This window comes from Brevundimonas sp. GW821-FHT12E07, from assembly GCF_058807035.1.
Genome location: NZ_JBXAQH010000003.1, coordinates 135,432 through 151,244 on the forward strand (window position 1 = coordinate 135,432; position 15,813 = coordinate 151,244).

A 15,813-nucleotide genomic window follows, 5' to 3' on the forward strand; every position below is an offset into this window, starting at 1 on the left:
GGATACCTATGGCGGACTGGATTGCGGCGATCATCCTTGGGCTCGTGGAGGGACTGACCGAGTTCCTGCCCGTCTCCTCGACCGGCCACCTGCTCTTGACCCAGCATCTGCTCGGCCTGACCGACCTGCGCTGGAACGCCTTCGTGGTGCTGATCCAGCTGGGCGCGATCCTGGCGGTGGTGGCCCTCTACTTCCAGCGGCTGTGGGGCGTGCTGATCCGCCTGCCCACCGACCCGGCGGCGCGGCGCTTCGCCATCAGCGTGCTGATCGCCTTCATCCCCTCGGCCATCGCCGGCCTGTTCCTGCACGACTTCATCACCAAGGTCCTGTTCGAGGATCTCCGGACCATCTGCTGGGCCCTGATCATCGGCGGGGTGATCCTGCTGGTGCTGGAGCGCTGGGCCCCGAAGCCGCACACCGGCGACGCCATGGCCCTGAGCTGGCGTCAGTCCTTCCTGATCGGCCTGTTCCAGTGTCTGGCCCTGGTGCCCGGCGTGTCCCGTTCGGGCGCAACCATCTCGGGCGGTCTGGTGCTGGGGCTGGAGAAGCCGGCGGCGGCGGAGTTCTCCTTCTTCCTGGCCATCCCGACCATGGTCGCGGCCTTCGGCCTGGACCTGCTCAAGTCGAAGGACTCGATCGATCTGCACTTCGCCTGGATCATCGCCATCGGCTTCCTCGTGTCGTTCGTCAGCGGCCTGATCGTCATCAAATGGATGCTGGGCTTCGTGTCGAAGCACGGCTTCGCCCCCTTCGCCTGGTGGCGGATCGCCATCGGCGCGACCGGCCTGTTCCTGCTGACCATGGGCTTCGTGGCCTGAGGGTTCTGCACTCGAAAAAAAGCGGGTGCAAAAGGTGCAAAGGTGAAGGTCGGGCGGCAGGTTTCGGCTTTAGGGCGCGGAGTTTGAAAGGCTTTTTGATCGACCGGAAATTGCACTCCGGGTGCACGCGCGTGCAAAGGCGTGCGCTCGGGCGGGTGTCTGGATTTGCGATGTCAAAGACCGGCGGACGCCAATTGTACGCCCGCGCGGAGACATGCGCGGTCGAATGGGGCTGAGAAACGCCAAGATGTTGGTTTAAGGCGTGTTTTTCAGGGGGCGGGCGCCATGTCGAACGGCAGCCCCTCACCCTTTCGCGCCAGGACGACGGCTTTGCCGTCGTGCGCTCAAGCCCTCTCCCACCGGGAGAGGGTGGCGTGATCAGGCCGTGACGAGGGTCTCGGCGGCCGGGGCTTCGGCGAACTGGCCGCCCTTGCGGTAGCGCCAGAGGTAGGCCGGGGCGATGGCTTCCAGGCCGGTGGGTTCGATGCCCAGGGCGGCAAGGCCCTCGGCGCCCGGGGCGACGAGATTGTCGCTCTCCAGCGAGACGACCTGGTCCTTCGTCAGCAGCGGGGTGATCCCGAAGCCGGCGGTGATCTGGGCCAGGGAGCCGATGGTCCGGGCGATGCCGAAGGGCAGGGGCGCCAGGGCGCGCTCACGCTTGGTTTCGCGCAGAATGTATTTGAGCACGTCGCCGAAGGTCCAGACGGCCGGGCCGCCCAGTTCGAAGGTGCGGCCGGCGGCGTCGGCGCGGGTCGTGGCGCGGGCGATGGCCTCGGCGACGTCGCCGACATAGACGGGCTGCAGCTTCGTCTCGCCGCCGCCGATCAGGGGCAGGGCGGGGGCCATGACGGCCAGGGAGGCGAAGCGGTTCAGGAAGCTGTCGCCGGCGCCGAAGACGACGGACGGGCGCACGATCACGGCGCCGGGCATGACGGCGCGCACGGCCGCCTCGCCCTGCGCCTTGGTGCGGGCGTAGTCGCTGGCGGCGTTCAGGTCGGCGCCGAGGGCCGAGACCTGGACCAGACGGGTGACGCCGGCGGCCACGCAGGCCTCGGCGACGTTCTTCGCGCCATCGACGTGCAGGGCCTGGAAGGTGCGTTTGCCGCTCTCGTGCAGGACGCCCACCAGATTGACCGCCGCGCTGGCGCCCTTGAGGGCCGCCGCCACGTCCGCGGGTGAGGTGATGTCGCAGCGCACGGGCTGGATCTGGCCAACCTCGCCGAGCGGGCGCAGGTCATAGGAGATGTTGGGCGCACGAACGGCGACCCGCACCCGCCAGCCGGCTTTCGCCAGGGCGCGGACGGTCTGGGCGCCGACGAAGCCGGAGCCGCCGAACACAGTGACCAGACCCGGGCTGAACGCGGACATGGGAAGCTCCAATCGAAATCTCAGACTGGCGGGATAGACCAGGTCTCGCTGCATCGCAACGCGCCGCACAAAGGGTTTGAAGGCAATGTGCAAAACTTGTCGCAAAAGCATATTGACCCGCCCGCCCGGCTCCCGTAGAGGTCCGCGCCTTCCCGACGGAAACGCCTTCACCGGCGCGACCGACAGGGGGCCCAGGTGGCGGAATTGGTAGACGCGCTGGCTTCAGGTGCCAGTGATCGAAAGGTCGTGGAGGTTCGAGTCCTCTCCTGGGCACCAATTCTCAAAACGGCGTCGCATCGACAGATGCGGCGCCGTTTTTGATTCAGGCCCCGACTTCAGGGGTCGACGTAGCGCTGAAGAATACCGGGGCTCAGGGCGTTGATCTTCTCCGCCTCGGCCTTGCTCACGAAAAACAGGACAGATGCCTGGCCGTTGTCGGCGGCCCAGAAGCGCGAGGGGCCCTTCGCCGCGGCTTCCAGATCCCTGACGAAGGCCTCCACCGCCTCCGGATCGGCCCAGTCGTTGTTGACCCGCGCCTTCAGGGTGCGGGCCTGGCCCATCACTGTGTATCGGATCGCGGCGGTTTCGGCGTCGGGGCTGAAATCATCCGACAGGTTGGTCACCAGATCGCGCCCACCCGTGATGCGGACCAGCGACTGGAACGCCCGGGCGTAGTCGCCGGCCTGTTCGAGACACTCCATGTCGAAATTCCAGCCCCGCTCGCAGAAGACGCGGCCCCAAGGTTCGGCCTCCACCTCGCTGCCGTACATGAAGAGCAGCAGATTCCAGGGATCGGCCTCATAGTCTTCGCGCGACCAGGACTGGAGCAGCTCCTCGATCGTCCGCCCGGGCGCCAGAACCAGTCCGGCGTCGGCGAGGGCCGCGATCTGATCCTCAAGGCGAACGGGGGTGGCGGCCGATTCGGGGACCCGCGAGGGCGCCGGTCGCGGAGCCGGGACCAGGCTCCGCTCGTCCGGCGCATTCCAGTCCTTCCACGCGCTTCGGACAAAGAAGGCGGCAACGCCCGCAAAGACCAGCACCAGCACCCAGCCGCCCGGATCCGTCACCTTGAGCGCGATGGACAGGGCCAGGCCGCCGATGAACAGCGCGCCCGCGCCGTACAGCACCGCCATGATACGGTTCATGCGACTTGTCTCCCCAACTCCGGACGAAGGGTTGCGACGGCCTGTGCGGCGGGTCAAGCAAAGCTACGGGGCAGACGTGGCGGCTTCGGCATCGCCAGTGTAAGGAACCCCGCATGACCGTTTATTTCCATGAAGGCGACCTGCCCGACGACCTCGACCTCGGCCCCTCGGTGGCTGTCGATTCCGAGACGATGGGCCTGCGCTATCACCGCGATCCCCTGTGCGTGGTCCAGCTGTCGGCCGGGGACGGCGACGCCCACGTCGTGCGCCTGCGTCGGCCCGCCTATGACTGCCCGAACCTGAAGGCCCTGATGGCCGACCGGGCCGTGCTCAAGATCTTCCACTTCGGCCGTTTCGACATCGCCATGATGCAGCTCTATCTCGGCGTCGAGACGGGGCCGGTCTATTGCACGAAAATCGCATCGAAGCTGGCCCGCACCTATACGGACCGGCATGGGCTGAAGGACGTCACTCGCGAATTGGCGGGCGTGGACCTGTCCAAGGCGCAGCAGTCGTCGGACTGGGGCGCGGATGTCCTGACCCAGGCGCAGCTCGACTATGCGGCCTCGGACGTCCTCTATCTGCATGCGGTCAAGGACAAGCTGGACATGATGCTGGCCCGCGAAGGCCGCACCGAACTGGCGAAGGCCTGTTTCGACTTCCTGCCGACCCGGTCGCGCCTCGATCTCGAGGGCTGGGAAGAGATGGATATCTTCGCCCATGCCTGAGGCGGACGGCCCCGATCTGGCCGCCGTGGAGGCGCGCCGCGCCGAGGATGAGGCGCGTCTGGCCCAGGCCGCGGCCAAGTGGCGCGCGCGCTCGCGCCGGGTGCAGCTGTACCGTCGGCTGCTGCCGATCCTGATCGTCGTCCTGGCGGGCGGCGCCTTCACCTGGACAGTGTTCCGCACGGTGATCTCGGGCGTCGAGCGCAAGGCCGCCCAGAGCCGCGAGGTCCGGCTCGACAACCCGATGTTCCATGGTCAGGACGCGCAGGGGCGTTCGTTCCTGATCGGCGCCGCGGGCGCGGTGCGTGACCCCAATACCGGCCATTTCCGCCTGAACGGCCCGGTGCTGAGGCTGAATCTCGGCGGCCGCAAGGTGACCCAGATGACCGCCGACGCGGGCATCTATGACGAGGTCAAACGCACGGTGACCATCGGTCCGAACGTCAAGATCACCGACGGCGGCTCGGGTTTCACCCTGACGACGCCCGAGGCCGTGGTCGATACGGCGACGGGCATCACGACCGGGAACAAGGGCATCGAGGGCCACGGCCCTCTTGGAACCATATCCGCTTCGTCCTATGCCATCTATGATCAGGGCGAGCGGGTGACCTTCAACGGCTCCGGCGAAAACAAGATTCGCGGCGTGTTCAACACGACGCGTTCGGGTGGATGATGATGACGATGAACAGAACGGTTATCGCGGGTGTTGCGGCGGCGGGCCTGCTGGCGGTCGTCGGCGGCGCCGCCTTCGCCCAGTCGGCGCGCTCGAACGTCAGCGACCAGCCGATCATGGTCGGCGCCGACGGCGGTGAGCGCACCAACACCGGCTTCGCCCTGCGCGGCCGCGCCGAGGTGACCCAGGGCCAGAACCGGCTGCGCGCCGATTCCATCGTCGGGACCAATGCCGAGGGCCAGAACATCTCGACGGTCACGGCGACCGGCAACGTCTATTATGTCACTCCGAACGAGACGATCCGCGGCGACCGCGCCGTCTATACGGTGTCGAACGCGACCATCATCGTCACTGGCGACGTCGTCCTGACCCAGGGCAAGAACGTCCTGACCGGCGGTCGGCTGAGCTACAATATCGATACGGGCCAGACGGATATGGCGGCGGGCGGAAACGGCCGCATCCAGGGCGTCTTCTATCCGCAAGGTGCGAACTGAGACCTCGGGTCTCGGTCGACTGAAAGGCCCGGTTTGGCGCGCAAGGAACTCTCCGCTCTCAACGTCAACGATCCCGCCAGCGGGATCGCGCCGACGCTCGTCCCTGAGGCGGAGCCGACGCGCGGCCTGAGGGTCAAGAACATCGCCCGGGCCTTCGGCGCGCGGCAGGTGGTGCGCGACGTCTCCCTGACGGTCCAACGCGGCGAGGTCGCGGGCCTGCTGGGACCCAACGGCGCCGGCAAGACCACCTGCTTCTATATGATCACCGGCCTGATCCCGGCCGACAGCGGTTCGATCTGGCTGGACGGCGAGGACATCACCAAACAGCCGATGTACCAGCGCGCCCGGATGGGGCTGGGCTATCTGGCGCAGGAAGCCTCGATCTTCCGCGGCATGACCGTCGAGCAGAACATCAAGGCCGTGGTCGAGCTGCGCGAAAGCGGCAAGGGCATCGAGGTCGAGACCACCCGGCTGCTGGAAGAGCTGCACATCGACCATCTGCGCCACGCCCCGGCCTCGAGCCTGTCGGGCGGCGAGCGGCGGCGGGTCGAGATCGCGCGTTCGCTGGCGGGCCGTCCGTCCTTCATGCTGCTGGACGAACCCTTTGCCGGCATCGACCCCCTGGCCATCGCCGACATCCGTCAGGTGATCCGCTATCTGGCGGGCGAGGGCATCGGGGTGCTGATCACCGACCACAATGTCCGCGAGACGCTCGATATCATCGACCGCGCCTCGATCATGTCGGGCGGCGAGGTGCTGTTCGAAGGCACCGCCGATCAGGTGATCCATGATCCGGAAGTGCGCCGCGTCTATCTGGGCGACCTGTACGGCTGATCCGCTCAAGCCCCTCTACGGCCGAAGGGTCGGGACGGGGCGACGCCGGGATCCCAGGCGGGATTTGACCATCCCTGCTGCGGCTGGGCCGGGAAGGGCGCGGGCTCCGGGACCGATGGGCGGGTGACCGGGCCGTGGCCGAAATCGAAGATCGGCTTGTAGGGCTGATCCGGGTCGCCGCGTTTGGCCTCGGCGATCAGGGCGTCCCAGCGATCCTCGTCCAGGGCGTGAGGATCGTAGGGGTCGGCATCAGGATCCTTCGGATCCGGGCCGAAGCGGTTGGGGCCGCGCTTGCCGGGCCAGACCGTCATGACGAACAGGGCGAAGCTGCAGATCGAGGCGACGACGGCGATCAGCCCGACCTGACCGAAACCGGCCGCCACGGCCTGCTCCATCGGGCCGTAACCGGCGGCGCCCGTCTCAAGACCCCCGGCCCGCGCCTGACGGACCATGCTTCCCATGGCGTTGAAGGTCGCGAACTGGGTGGCGATATTGGGCAGCAGCAGCGCCATCCAGAAGGCCGAGAAGCCCGCGTCGTGCAGCCTGCGCGCCAGAAGCGCGTAGTTCGGCAGGGCGAAGGCCAGCATCCCGATCAGGGCCACGGCCAGCCAGCCGAACAGGCCGAGCACGCCATTCAGCCCCTTCGACAGGGAGGTCGCGGCCAGCACGATACAGGTCAGATAGAAGACCCCCTGCAGGGTCATGAACAGCCAGTATTCGGTGCGGCTCGCCCGACCCTTGAAGTCGGCGTAGCGCATCAGGGGGCGGAACATCAGCATGGCGGGACCGGGGGTGGGGCGTCGGGCCGGGAGAGAGGTCGCCATCCTGCGACATGCCGATGAATTTCGAACAAAGGGATGTGGTGAACGGCGGCCGCGCCCGGCGCCGTCTTGAGGAAGCAAGAACCCCCTCCGTCACGTCGCCAAGCGGCGACGCGCCACCTCACCATCGCAAGCGATGGTGAGGCAAACGCGGCGTTAACACCTTGCCTGCATTCTGGGCACAGCAAGTTCCGGGCCAGACGCCCGAACGGGGAGACGAACGGCGGTGGTCGGTCAGAGGCTGGAGATCAGACAGGGGCAGGGGCTCGTCATCACGCCCCAGCTGCAGCAGGCGATCAAGCTGCTGCAACTGTCGAACCAGGAGCTGGACGAATACGTCGAGACCGAGCTCGAGAAGAATCCGCTGCTGCAACGCGACGAGAGCGAGGCCGGACCGGCGCGCGAGGCCGGTGACGACATGCCCGCCGGCGCCTCTTCGGCCGAGGGCGCCGAACTCAGCTTCTCCGACGCCGGGGTCTCCGAGCGTAATGCGACGGTCGATGCGGGCGACAATGACGTCTATGGCGACGCGACGCCGGGCGAACGCACCGTCGACCGCCTGTCCGACGAGGCGGCCCAGCCCGGGCTGTCGGACTGGTCGAGCGCGGGCAAGGGCGGATCGGCCTTCTCCGACGGCGAGGCCGGCGAGCGGCCGGACCAGCGCGCCGCGACCCTGTGGGAGCATCTGCAGGCCCAGGCCTCGTCCGCGGGCTTCGACGCCACGGATCACGCCATTGCCCTGAGCCTGATCGATGCGGTCGACGAGGGCGGCTATCTGCGTGGCGAACTGGCCGAGATCGCCGACCGTCTGGGCTGCGGCCTGGAGCGGGTCGAGGCGGTCCTGACCGTCTGCCACGGCTTTGAGCCGACCGGAATCATGGCGCGTTCGGTGCCGGAGTGCCTGAAGCTGCAACTGATCGAGCGCAACCGCTTCGATCCGGCCATGGAAGCCCTGCTCGACAATCTGGAGATGTTGGCGCGGCGCGACCTGCAGGGCCTGCGTCAGGCCTGCGGCGTCGACAGCGAAGACCTGGCCGAGATGATCTCGGAGCTGAAGGCCCTGACGCCACGCCCGGGCGCCGGCTTCGGCGGCGAGACGGCCCAGACGGTGATCCCCGACGTCCATGTCCGCCCCGATCCGGCCGGCGGCTGGAAGGTGGAGCTGAACACCGACACCCTGCCCAAGCTTCTGGTCGACAAACGCTATCACGCCTCGGTCTCGGCCGGGGCCCGCACCGAGACGGAGAAGGCCTTCGTCGCCGACTGCGCGGCCCAGGCCAACTGGCTGGTCAAGTCGCTGGACCAGCGCGCCAAGACCATCCTGAAAGTCGCCTCGGAGATCGTGCGCCAGCAGGACGCCTTCCTCGCCTTCGGCGTCGAATTTCTGAGGCCGCTCAATCTGAAGACCGTCGCCGACGCGATCAGCATGCATGAATCGACCGTCAGCCGGGTGACCTCGAACAAATATGTCTCGACCCCGCGCGGGGTGTTCGAGCTGAAATTCTTCTTCACCGCCTCGATCAACTCGACCGGCGACGGCGCCGCCCACTCGGCCGAGGCCGTCCGGCACCGGATCAAATCCATGATCGACCACGAGGCGCGGGAGGGCGACGTTTTGTCCGACGACCGCATCGTCGAACTGCTGAACGAGGCCGGCATCGACATCGCCCGCCGTACGGTCGCCAAGTACCGGGAAGCCTTGAGGATTCCGTCCTCGGTCCAGCGCCGCCGGATGCTGAAGTTCGCCTGACGGGCGTCTGAAAAACCGACCACAAAACGGTGATCCCGATTGACACCAAAATCAGTCGGGAGCGTTCTATCCGTATGCAAGTCCAAGTCAGCGGCAAGCAAGTGGATGTCGGCGAAGCGTTAGGCTCGCGCATCTCCCAGGAACTCGAAGAGGGAGTCGGTAAGTACTTCGAACGCGGCGGTCAGGACGCCGAGGTCGTGGTTTCCAAGGACGGCTATGGGTTCAAGGTGGACTGTTGGGTCCGTCTCGCCTCCGGCCAGTCGCTGGTGACCACCGGTCACGGCGGCGACGCGCATTCGGCCTTTACCGACAGTCTCGACAAGCTTGAGAAGCGGGTCCGCCGCTACAAGCGTCGTCTCAAGGATCACCATATCGGGCCCAAGGGCCTGTCGCCTGAAAAGACCGAAATGGCCGCGGCCTCGGTTGCCCGCTCGATCGTGCTGCGCAATCCGGACAGCGTCGAGGATGACGTGTTCGGCGACACCGGAACCTCGGACGAACCGCCGCCCGTCGGCATGGTCATCGCCGAGACCGAGGCCGAGATCCGCACCATCACCGTCGGACGCGCGGTTCTGGAGCTCGACATGACCGGCTATCCGGTTGTGCTGTTCCGGAATGCGGCCCATGGCGGTCTGTCGGTGGTCTATCGCCGCCCGGACGGCAATGTGGGCTGGATCGACCCCGAACGGACCTCTCCGGGCCTGAACGGCAAGGCCAACGGCGCCAAAGCCAATGGGCACGCTTCCGTAAGCCCTTAGTGTTAGCTGTCAGTTGAAGGCTTTCCTTGATGCGGCGGAAGGGTTAAAGCCCGCCCGCCCCATCGGGGACGAGAGAGTATCGAGTCGGGGATAGTCATGGACATCGGTGAATTGCTGGCGGAGGACGGGATCGTCCTGCGCAGCGGTGCGTCGTCGAAACGGCAGGCCCTTCAGGTCGTCGCCGAAACCGCCGCCTCGGCCATGGGCCTGGATGCGGCCCGCGTTATGGACGCGCTGCTGGAGCGTGAAGCTCTGGGTTCGACCGGCCTCGGCTCGGGCGTGGCCGTTCCGCACGCCCGGATCGAAGGCCTGCAACGCGTGTTCGGCGTCTTTGTGCGTCTGGATACGCCGGTCGCCTATGGCTCGGTCGACGACCGTCCGGTCGATCTGATGTTCGCCCTGTTCGCCCCGCCGCGCGACGGCGCGGACCATCTGCGCGCCCTGGCCGCGGTGTCGCGCGCCGTGCGTTCGCCCGAACTGCGCGAAAGCCTGCGTCAGGCCCGCACCGTCGACGCCGCCCACGCCCTGTTCGTCACCGACAACGCGCCGGCCACCGCCGCCTGAAGACGTCCGCCTGAGGGCAAAAGGCGAATAGCCGCACAGGGCTGCGCCATGGCTTTCCGGATGGTAGAACTCCGTTTCCCACGGAGGTCGCGATGGCGAAGCTTGTCTACGGGTTGAACCAGTCGCTCGACGGCTATGTGAACCACGACGCCTTCGGGCCCGGGCCGACGCTGTTCCGGCATTTCATCGATCACATGCGCGAAGTGACGGCGAGCGTCTATGGCGGGCGGATGTACGAGATCATGCGCTACTGGGACGAGGACCAGCCCGGCTGGGACGCGCCGGAGCGGGAATATGCCGAGGCCTGGCGAGCGACGCCGAAATGGGTGGTGTCCCGCACGCTGAAGACTGTTGGACCCAATGCGACCCTGGTCGAGGGCGACCTCGAGACGGCGATGCGCGGGCTGAAGGAACGGCTGGAGGGCGAGATCGAAATCGCCGGACCCGGCCTGGCGAACCAGTTGATGGCGCCGGATATGATCGACGAATACCGGATCTATCTGCACCCGGTGGTGGCGGGCCCGAGCCTTGGGGCGAAGGGAGTGCTGTTTTTCACGGGATCGCCGCCGCCGCTGGAGCTGGTGTCGAGCGAGCTGGTCGGGGACGATGTGGTCCTGCTGACCTATGCGCCCGCCTGAGACGGCGTGACGAGAGGGCGATGGGGCTGCGTCAACCCGGATAACCGCAGCCCCGCCCAGAGCCCGCGCTGACTGGGGAGCCATGCGCGGGGTGGAGGTGTGTCCGCCGAAACGGTCGGGCGGAGCAACTCGAAAGCACGTAACCCAAACGATACGGTCGCCCGCCGCGCTCAAGCAGCGAGCGACCGCGTCGCGAGCGTTAGCGCCCTTAAATGTAGCGACGCAGCGAGCGGGTCAGTTCGCTCGTGCCGTTCTTCTTGACCTGGGGCTGGTAGGCGACGCGGGCGTGTTCGCCGCAATAGACGCCTTCCGAGGCGCGACGGCCGCAGAAGCTGAACTCACGCGACGACGGGTCGCCGATCGGCCATTTGCACATGTGGGCGCCGAGCGTCAGGACGGTGGCGGTGCCGGGCTGTTCGACGACGACGGGCAGAGGGGTCGGCGGGACCGGAGCGGTCGGGCGCGGCTGGACGGCCTCGATACGGCGCGGGGCCGAGGGTTGGCCGTAGTCCTGCTTGGGCGGGGTCGTCCGGGTCTTGGCCGGACGGAAGGCGGTGGTGGTGGTCCGCGCCGGCTGCGACGGGGTCGCGCGGCCCGACAGGCCCAGACGGTGCACCTTGCCGATCACGGCGTTGCGGGTGACGCCGCCGCCCAGTTGTTTGGCGATCTGGCTGGCCGACTGGCCTTCCAGCCAGAGCTTCTTCAGCGCGCCAACGCGGTCTTCGGTCCAGCCTGCGGTCATCTCGCCCTCCGGGGGGATCAGGATTCAATATGTAGTGGCGAACCCTTCCTCCAGGACCCGCGACCTACCACCAATCGTAAACGAGCGGTTAACAGACGCAAGATGTGCGAATCAGTCCGTCCACAGAAACCAGATGTTGAATCGGTGTTATGTGGGCTGTCCTCACCGCGGCGCAGCCGTGGGGAGGGGGACCGCCCGCGTCTTCGCGGGTGGTGGAGGGGGTTCTTTGACGGGAGCGGATGCGGGCTGGCGAAAGCGAAGGCAGCGAGAGCCCCCTCCGTCACGGCGCCGAAGAAGCGCCGCGCCACCTCCCCAAGCTTTGCTTGGTGAGGACATTGCGAAACCGCTCCTGAAGGCGCATTTGCCGCTCCATGACCGATCTCGCCTCTACCCGCCCGTCCGGGCTGCCCACGCCGCGCCGTTACAATGGGGTCAACTGGGTGGGGGTGCAGACCCTGTACCTGCGCGAGGTGCGGCGGTTCTGGAAGGTCGGGACCCAGACGGTGGCGGCGCCGGTGGTGACGACGCTGCTCTACATGCTGGTCTTCGTGGTCGCCCTGAAGGGCTCGCGGCCGCCGATCGACGGGACGCCCTTCGCCGAGTTCGTGGCGCCCGGCCTGATCATGATGGCGATCCTGAACAACGCCTTCGCCAATGCCTCGTCCAGCCTGATCCAGGCCAAGATCATGGGCACCTCGACCGACTTCCTGACCCCGCCGCTGAGCCCCCTGGAGCTGACCATCGGCTTTTCCATGGGCGCCGCGACGCGCGGCATCGCCGTGGGTCTGGTGACGGCGGTCTGTGTCCTGCCGTTCGCGAAGCTGGGCGTCGCCAATCTCGCGATCATTCTCTATTTCGGCCTGATCGCCTCCCTGCTGATGGGGATGGTCGGGGTGCTGGCGGGCCTGTGGTCCGAGAAGTTCGACCAGTTGGCGGCGGTCCAGAACTTCGTCGTCATGCCCATGACCTTCCTGTCGGGCGCCTTCTATCTGGTGCAGAACCTGCCCGGGCCGTTCGCGACCATCAGCCACTTCAACCCCTTCTTCTATCTGATCGACGGCTTTCGTTCGGGCTTCATCGGCCATGCCGAGGGCAGTCTGATGATCGGGGTGGTGATGACCGCGCTGCTGACCGTGGTCATGGCCTTCGCCTGCTGGCTGGTGTTCCGCTCGGGCTGGCGCCTGAAGAGCTAGACCAGACTCTTCCACGCGATCGCATGCACCTCGTCCCGGCCCGGGACGGCGGCGAGCGGGGGCGTCGAGAACAGGCTCGCTATGGCCGGATCGCGCACGTTCAGACCGCCGGTGAAGGCGCCGAAGGCCGGCAGGATAATGCGGCTGCCGTCGGTGATGAAACAGGGTTTGCGCACGCCCCGGCCATAGGCGGCGACGCGGGCGGCGGGATGCAGATGCCCCGCCACCTCGCCCGGCTGATCCCCCGGCATCGGCTCGTGCACCAGCCTGAGCGCGCCGAGCGACAGGGTCTCGATGACCGAGCCGGGCAGACGGTCGAGGTCGGCGCCCAGGGCCTCGCGGTCGTGATTGCCCTCCAGCCACAGCCACTCGCGGCCGAAGGCCAGCCGCTCCAGCGTCTCGCGGTCGCTGTCGGCCATGCGCGGGATCGAGCGGCGGTCGTGGAAGCTGTCGCCCAGCAGGACGACGCGGCCGGGGTTGAGGGCCGCGATCTCTTCCTCCAGCCGGGCGAGGGTGGCGGCGCTGTCATAGGGCGGCAGCATCTGGCCGCGCACGGCGAAGGCCGAGCCCTTCTCCAGATGCAGGTCGGCGACGATCAGGACGTCATGCTCGACCACATGCAGGGCGCCCGAACAGCGCAGCACGCAGCGTTCGCCGGCGATCCGCACCGCCAGCCCGCCGCATCCGCTCCGCCTCGGCGCCAGAACCATCCGCCACTCCTCACTGACCGCACGCCTCGCCGTCACGCCGCACCCTGTAGCTCGGGCGGGGCGTCGTCCATGACCTCGGCGATCAGGGCCTCGGCGGATTCCTTCAGGATCATATCGGCCGCGTCGCCGCCGCCGACCCGCTCGCGGCCGATGACCACCAGAACCGGAACGGAGAAGGGCGAGGGACGCTCCAGCGCCTTCGTCCGGATCTGGCCCGAAATCCGCGTCAGCAGCTGCCCTAACCGCGCCACGTCCAGAAGCCCCGCCGCCGCATCGGCGCGCGCGGTGCGGAGCAGCAGATGGTCGGGCTGGTGGCGACGCAGGACGTCGTAGATCAGGTCGGTCGAGAAGGTCACCTGACGCCCGGTCTTCTCCTGCCCCGGCTGGCGGCGCTCGATCAGGCCGGAGATCAGGGCGCAGTTGCGGAAGGTGCGCTTCATCATGAAGCTCTCCTCCAGCCAGCTCTCCAGATCGTCGCCCAGCATGTCGGGCTGGAACAGGTCGTCGTAATCGAGCTCGCCGCCGTCGGCGGTCGAGGTCATCGGTTTGATCGACCAGATGGCGATCGAATAGTCGGTGCAGACGAAGCCCAGCGGCCCGACGCCGGCCCGGTCCAGCCGCCGGGTCAGCAGCATGGCCAGGGTGTTGTGGGCCAGACCGCCCTCGAACGGATAGGCGACCATGAAGTGGCGATTGCCGCGCTGGAAGGTCTCGATCAGCATCTGGTCCGCCGTCGGGATGGCGGATTTGGCTTCCTGCAGCTCCAGCCATTCCTGCACGTCGGGCGGCAGGACGCGCCAGTGGTCGCGGTTCTGGATCAGGTTGCGGACCCGGTCGGCGAGCGAGGTCGACATCGGGAATTTGGAGCCGCCCCATGAGGGGATCTTGGGGTCCTTGTCCTGGGCGTGGGTGACGAGGGCGTCGGTCCCCGAGATGCCCTGAAAGGCCCAGATCTGGCCGGCGAACAGGAAGGTGTCGCCGGGCGTCAGCTGTTCGAAATACCACTCCTCGGCCTCGCCGACCTTGCGGCCGCCGATCAGCTGTTTGGTGGCGCCCGCCCCGCGGCGCGAGGCGATGCGGACGTTCAGGGTTCCGGCCGCGACGATGGCGCCGACGTTCATGCGGTGGCGCTGGGCGGTGTCGGCGTTCCTGACCTTCCAGCGGCCCTCGCGGTCCTTCACGATCCGGGCGAAGCGGTCGTAGGAACGCAGCGCATAGCCGCCGGTGGCGACGAAATCGACGACCTCCTCGAACTGTTCATAGGGCAGGTCGGCATAGGGGCCGCAGGTTCTGATTTCCTCGTGGAGGTCCTCCAGCCGAAAGGGCTCGGAACAGGCCACCCCCATGATGTGCTGGGCCAGGGTGTCGAGGGTGCCGATATGGTGCGGCTCCCAGTCGAAGGCGTTCTCGGCGACGGCCTCGCGCGCGGCCTGACACTCCAGCATCTCGAAGCGGCTGGCCGGGACCATCAGGGCGCGCGAGGGCTCGTCCAGCCGGTGGTTGGCGCGGCCGATGCGCTGGACAAGGCGGCTGGCCCCCTTGGGCGCGGCCAGCTGGATGACCAGATCGACGTCGCCCCAGTCGATGCCGAGATCCAGCGTCGAGGTGCAGACCACGGCGCGCAGATCGCCGCGCGCCATCGCCGCCTCGACCTTGCGCCGTTGCTCTGCGGCCAGAGAGCCGTGGTGCAGGCCGATGGGCAGGTTGTCGTCATTGATCTCCCAAAGCTGCTGGAAGACGAACTCCGACTGCCAGCGGGTGTTGACGAAGATCAGGGTCATGCCCGACCGCTTGATGGCCTCATAGACCTCGGGGATGGCGTGCTGGCCGGTATGGCCGGCCCAGGGGACGTGGCCCTCGGAGACCAGCACATCGACGACGGGCGGGGCGCCGGGGTCGCCCTTCACCAGGGTGACGTCCTGCAGGTCGCCCTCGGGGACGTGTGGCCTCAACCAGTCCCGGATCAGGTCGGGATCGTCGATGGTCGCGCTCAGCGCCACGCGCCGCATGGCGGGGGCGAACTGCTGAAGCCGCGCGATCCCGAGCGCCAGCAGGTCGCCGCGCTTGCCGCTCCAGATGGCGTGGACCTCGTCGAGGACGATGCATTTGAGGTCGGCGAAGTAGGCGCGGGCGCCGTCCCAGGCACAGAACAGGGCCAGCTGTTCCGGGGTGGTCAGGAGGATGTCGGGCGGGAAGTCGCGCTGGCGCTGCTTCTTCGATTGCTTGGTATCGCCGGTGCGGCTCTCGACATGGATGTTCAGCCCGATCTCGCGGATGGGCGTCATCAGGTTGCGCTCGACGTCGGTGGTCAGGGCCTTGAGCGGCGAGATGTAGATGGTGTGGATGCCCGAGCCGGGGCCGATGGCGGGACGCGGGCCGCGCTCGGCCAGTTCGATCAGACTGGGCAGGAAGCCGGCGAGGGTCTTGCCGCCGCCGGTCGGGGCGACCAGCAGGGCGTGCCGTCCGGCGACCCCCGCCGCGATCATCTCGGCCTGGTGGCGGCGTAAGGACCAGCCACGCTGCGCGAACCAGTCGGCGAACAGGGGCGGCAATGTCGCGGAAGGCGGCGTCACCCGGGAC

At 67.6% G+C, this 15,813-nt stretch carries 16 protein-coding genes and 1 tRNA gene; 11 read left to right on the plus strand and 6 right to left on the minus strand.

The features are described 5' to 3' along the window. Positions 1-8 precede the first annotated feature (8 nt). The gene (locus AC1ROD_RS12380; RefSeq protein WP_492948568.1) at positions 9-818 is read left to right on the plus strand and encodes an undecaprenyl-diphosphate phosphatase; all 810 of its coding nucleotides are present in this window, start codon (positions 9-11) and stop codon (positions 816-818) included. A gap of 378 nt (positions 819-1,196) precedes the next feature. Here the strand turns inward: AC1ROD_RS12380 and AC1ROD_RS12385 are convergent, their stop codons facing one another. Then, a complete protein-coding gene (locus AC1ROD_RS12385) occupies positions 1,197-2,186 on the minus strand; it encodes a complex I NDUFA9 subunit family protein (protein ID WP_492948569.1) in 990 nt (329 codons plus the stop codon). A 189-nt stretch (positions 2,187-2,375) separates the two neighbouring features. Here AC1ROD_RS12385 and AC1ROD_RS12390 point away from each other — a divergent pair. After that, positions 2,376-2,462, plus strand: a tRNA-Leu gene (locus AC1ROD_RS12390). Between the two features lie 59 nt (positions 2,463-2,521). On the opposite strand, the gene AC1ROD_RS12395 is transcribed toward AC1ROD_RS12390, so the two are convergent. After that, the gene (locus AC1ROD_RS12395) at positions 2,522-3,331 is read right to left on the minus strand and encodes a hypothetical protein (protein ID WP_492948570.1); all 810 of its coding nucleotides are present in this window, start codon (positions 3,329-3,331) and stop codon (positions 2,522-2,524) included. A 113-nt stretch (positions 3,332-3,444) separates the two neighbouring features. Here AC1ROD_RS12395 and AC1ROD_RS12400 point away from each other — a divergent pair, with 113 nt between their 5' ends. The 4 genes from AC1ROD_RS12400 to lptB are packed head-to-tail and all read left to right on the plus strand — an operon-like array spanning position 3,445 to position 6,057. Next, entirely contained in the window at positions 3,445-4,059 is a 615-nt protein-coding gene (locus tag AC1ROD_RS12400; RefSeq protein ID WP_492948571.1) for a ribonuclease D, read from the plus strand. Then, entirely contained in the window at positions 4,052-4,729 is a 678-nt protein-coding gene (lptC, locus tag AC1ROD_RS12405) for an LPS export ABC transporter periplasmic protein LptC (protein ID WP_492948572.1), read from the plus strand. The genes AC1ROD_RS12400 and lptC overlap by 8 nt, the downstream gene beginning before the upstream one ends. Before the next feature lie 8 nt (positions 4,730-4,737). Next, positions 4,738-5,223, plus strand: coding sequence for an LptA/OstA family protein (locus AC1ROD_RS12410; protein ID WP_492948573.1), 486 nt, complete (start codon positions 4,738-4,740; stop codon positions 5,221-5,223). A gap of 33 nt (positions 5,224-5,256) precedes the next feature. Beyond that, complete coding sequence (gene lptB, locus AC1ROD_RS12415) at positions 5,257-6,057, plus strand: LPS export ABC transporter ATP-binding protein (RefSeq protein WP_492948574.1); 801 nt, start codon at positions 5,257-5,259, stop codon at positions 6,055-6,057. Positions 6,058-6,062: 5 nt separating this feature from the next. Here lptB and AC1ROD_RS12420 read toward each other — a convergent pair whose 3' ends face one another. After that, the gene (locus tag AC1ROD_RS12420) at positions 6,063-6,881 is read right to left on the minus strand and encodes a DUF805 domain-containing protein (protein ID WP_492948575.1); all 819 of its coding nucleotides are present in this window, start codon (positions 6,879-6,881) and stop codon (positions 6,063-6,065) included. Positions 6,882-7,104: 223 nt separating this feature from the next. Here AC1ROD_RS12420 and rpoN point away from each other — a divergent pair, with 223 nt between their 5' ends. The 4 genes from rpoN to AC1ROD_RS12440 all read left to right on the plus strand — a co-directional run bounded on the left by rpoN (position 7,105) and on the right by AC1ROD_RS12440 (position 10,588). Further along, positions 7,105-8,628 (plus strand): RNA polymerase factor sigma-54, encoded by a 1,524-nt coding sequence (rpoN, locus tag AC1ROD_RS12425; RefSeq protein WP_492948576.1) that lies wholly within the window; start codon positions 7,105-7,107, stop codon positions 8,626-8,628. Between the two features lie 74 nt (positions 8,629-8,702). Beyond that, the gene (gene hpf, locus AC1ROD_RS12430; RefSeq protein WP_492948577.1) at positions 8,703-9,386 is read left to right on the plus strand and encodes a ribosome hibernation-promoting factor, HPF/YfiA family; all 684 of its coding nucleotides are present in this window, start codon (positions 8,703-8,705) and stop codon (positions 9,384-9,386) included. Positions 9,387-9,482: 96 nt separating this feature from the next. Next, positions 9,483-9,950, plus strand: coding sequence for a PTS sugar transporter subunit IIA (locus AC1ROD_RS12435; protein ID WP_492948578.1), 468 nt, complete (start codon positions 9,483-9,485; stop codon positions 9,948-9,950). A gap of 92 nt (positions 9,951-10,042) precedes the next feature. Then, positions 10,043-10,588 carry a dihydrofolate reductase family protein gene (locus AC1ROD_RS12440; protein ID WP_492948579.1) on the plus strand — a complete coding sequence of 182 codons (546 nt, stop codon included), beginning with the start codon at positions 10,043-10,045 and terminating at the stop codon, positions 10,586-10,588. 208 nt (positions 10,589-10,796) lie between these two features. Here the strand turns inward: AC1ROD_RS12440 and gcrA are convergent, their stop codons facing one another. Continuing rightward, positions 10,797-11,330: a cell cycle sigma 70 cofactor GcrA gene (gene gcrA, locus AC1ROD_RS12445; protein ID WP_492948580.1), complete on the minus strand. Its 534-nt coding sequence runs from the start codon at positions 11,328-11,330 to the stop codon at positions 10,797-10,799. Positions 11,331-11,701: 371 nt separating this feature from the next. Here gcrA and AC1ROD_RS12450 point away from each other — a divergent pair, with 371 nt between their 5' ends. Continuing rightward, positions 11,702-12,523: an ABC transporter permease gene (locus tag AC1ROD_RS12450; protein WP_492948581.1), complete on the plus strand. Its 822-nt coding sequence runs from the start codon at positions 11,702-11,704 to the stop codon at positions 12,521-12,523. On the opposite strand, the gene pdeM is transcribed toward AC1ROD_RS12450, so the two are convergent. After that, complete coding sequence (gene pdeM / locus AC1ROD_RS12455) at positions 12,520-13,233, minus strand: ligase-associated DNA damage response endonuclease PdeM (RefSeq protein ID WP_492948582.1); 714 nt, start codon at positions 13,231-13,233, stop codon at positions 12,520-12,522. The genes AC1ROD_RS12450 and pdeM overlap by 4 nt on opposite strands. Positions 13,234-13,265: 32 nt before the next feature. Continuing rightward, positions 13,266-15,806: a ligase-associated DNA damage response DEXH box helicase gene (locus tag AC1ROD_RS12460; RefSeq protein ID WP_492948583.1), complete on the minus strand. Its 2,541-nt coding sequence runs from the start codon at positions 15,804-15,806 to the stop codon at positions 13,266-13,268. Positions 15,807-15,813 lie beyond the last annotated feature (7 nt).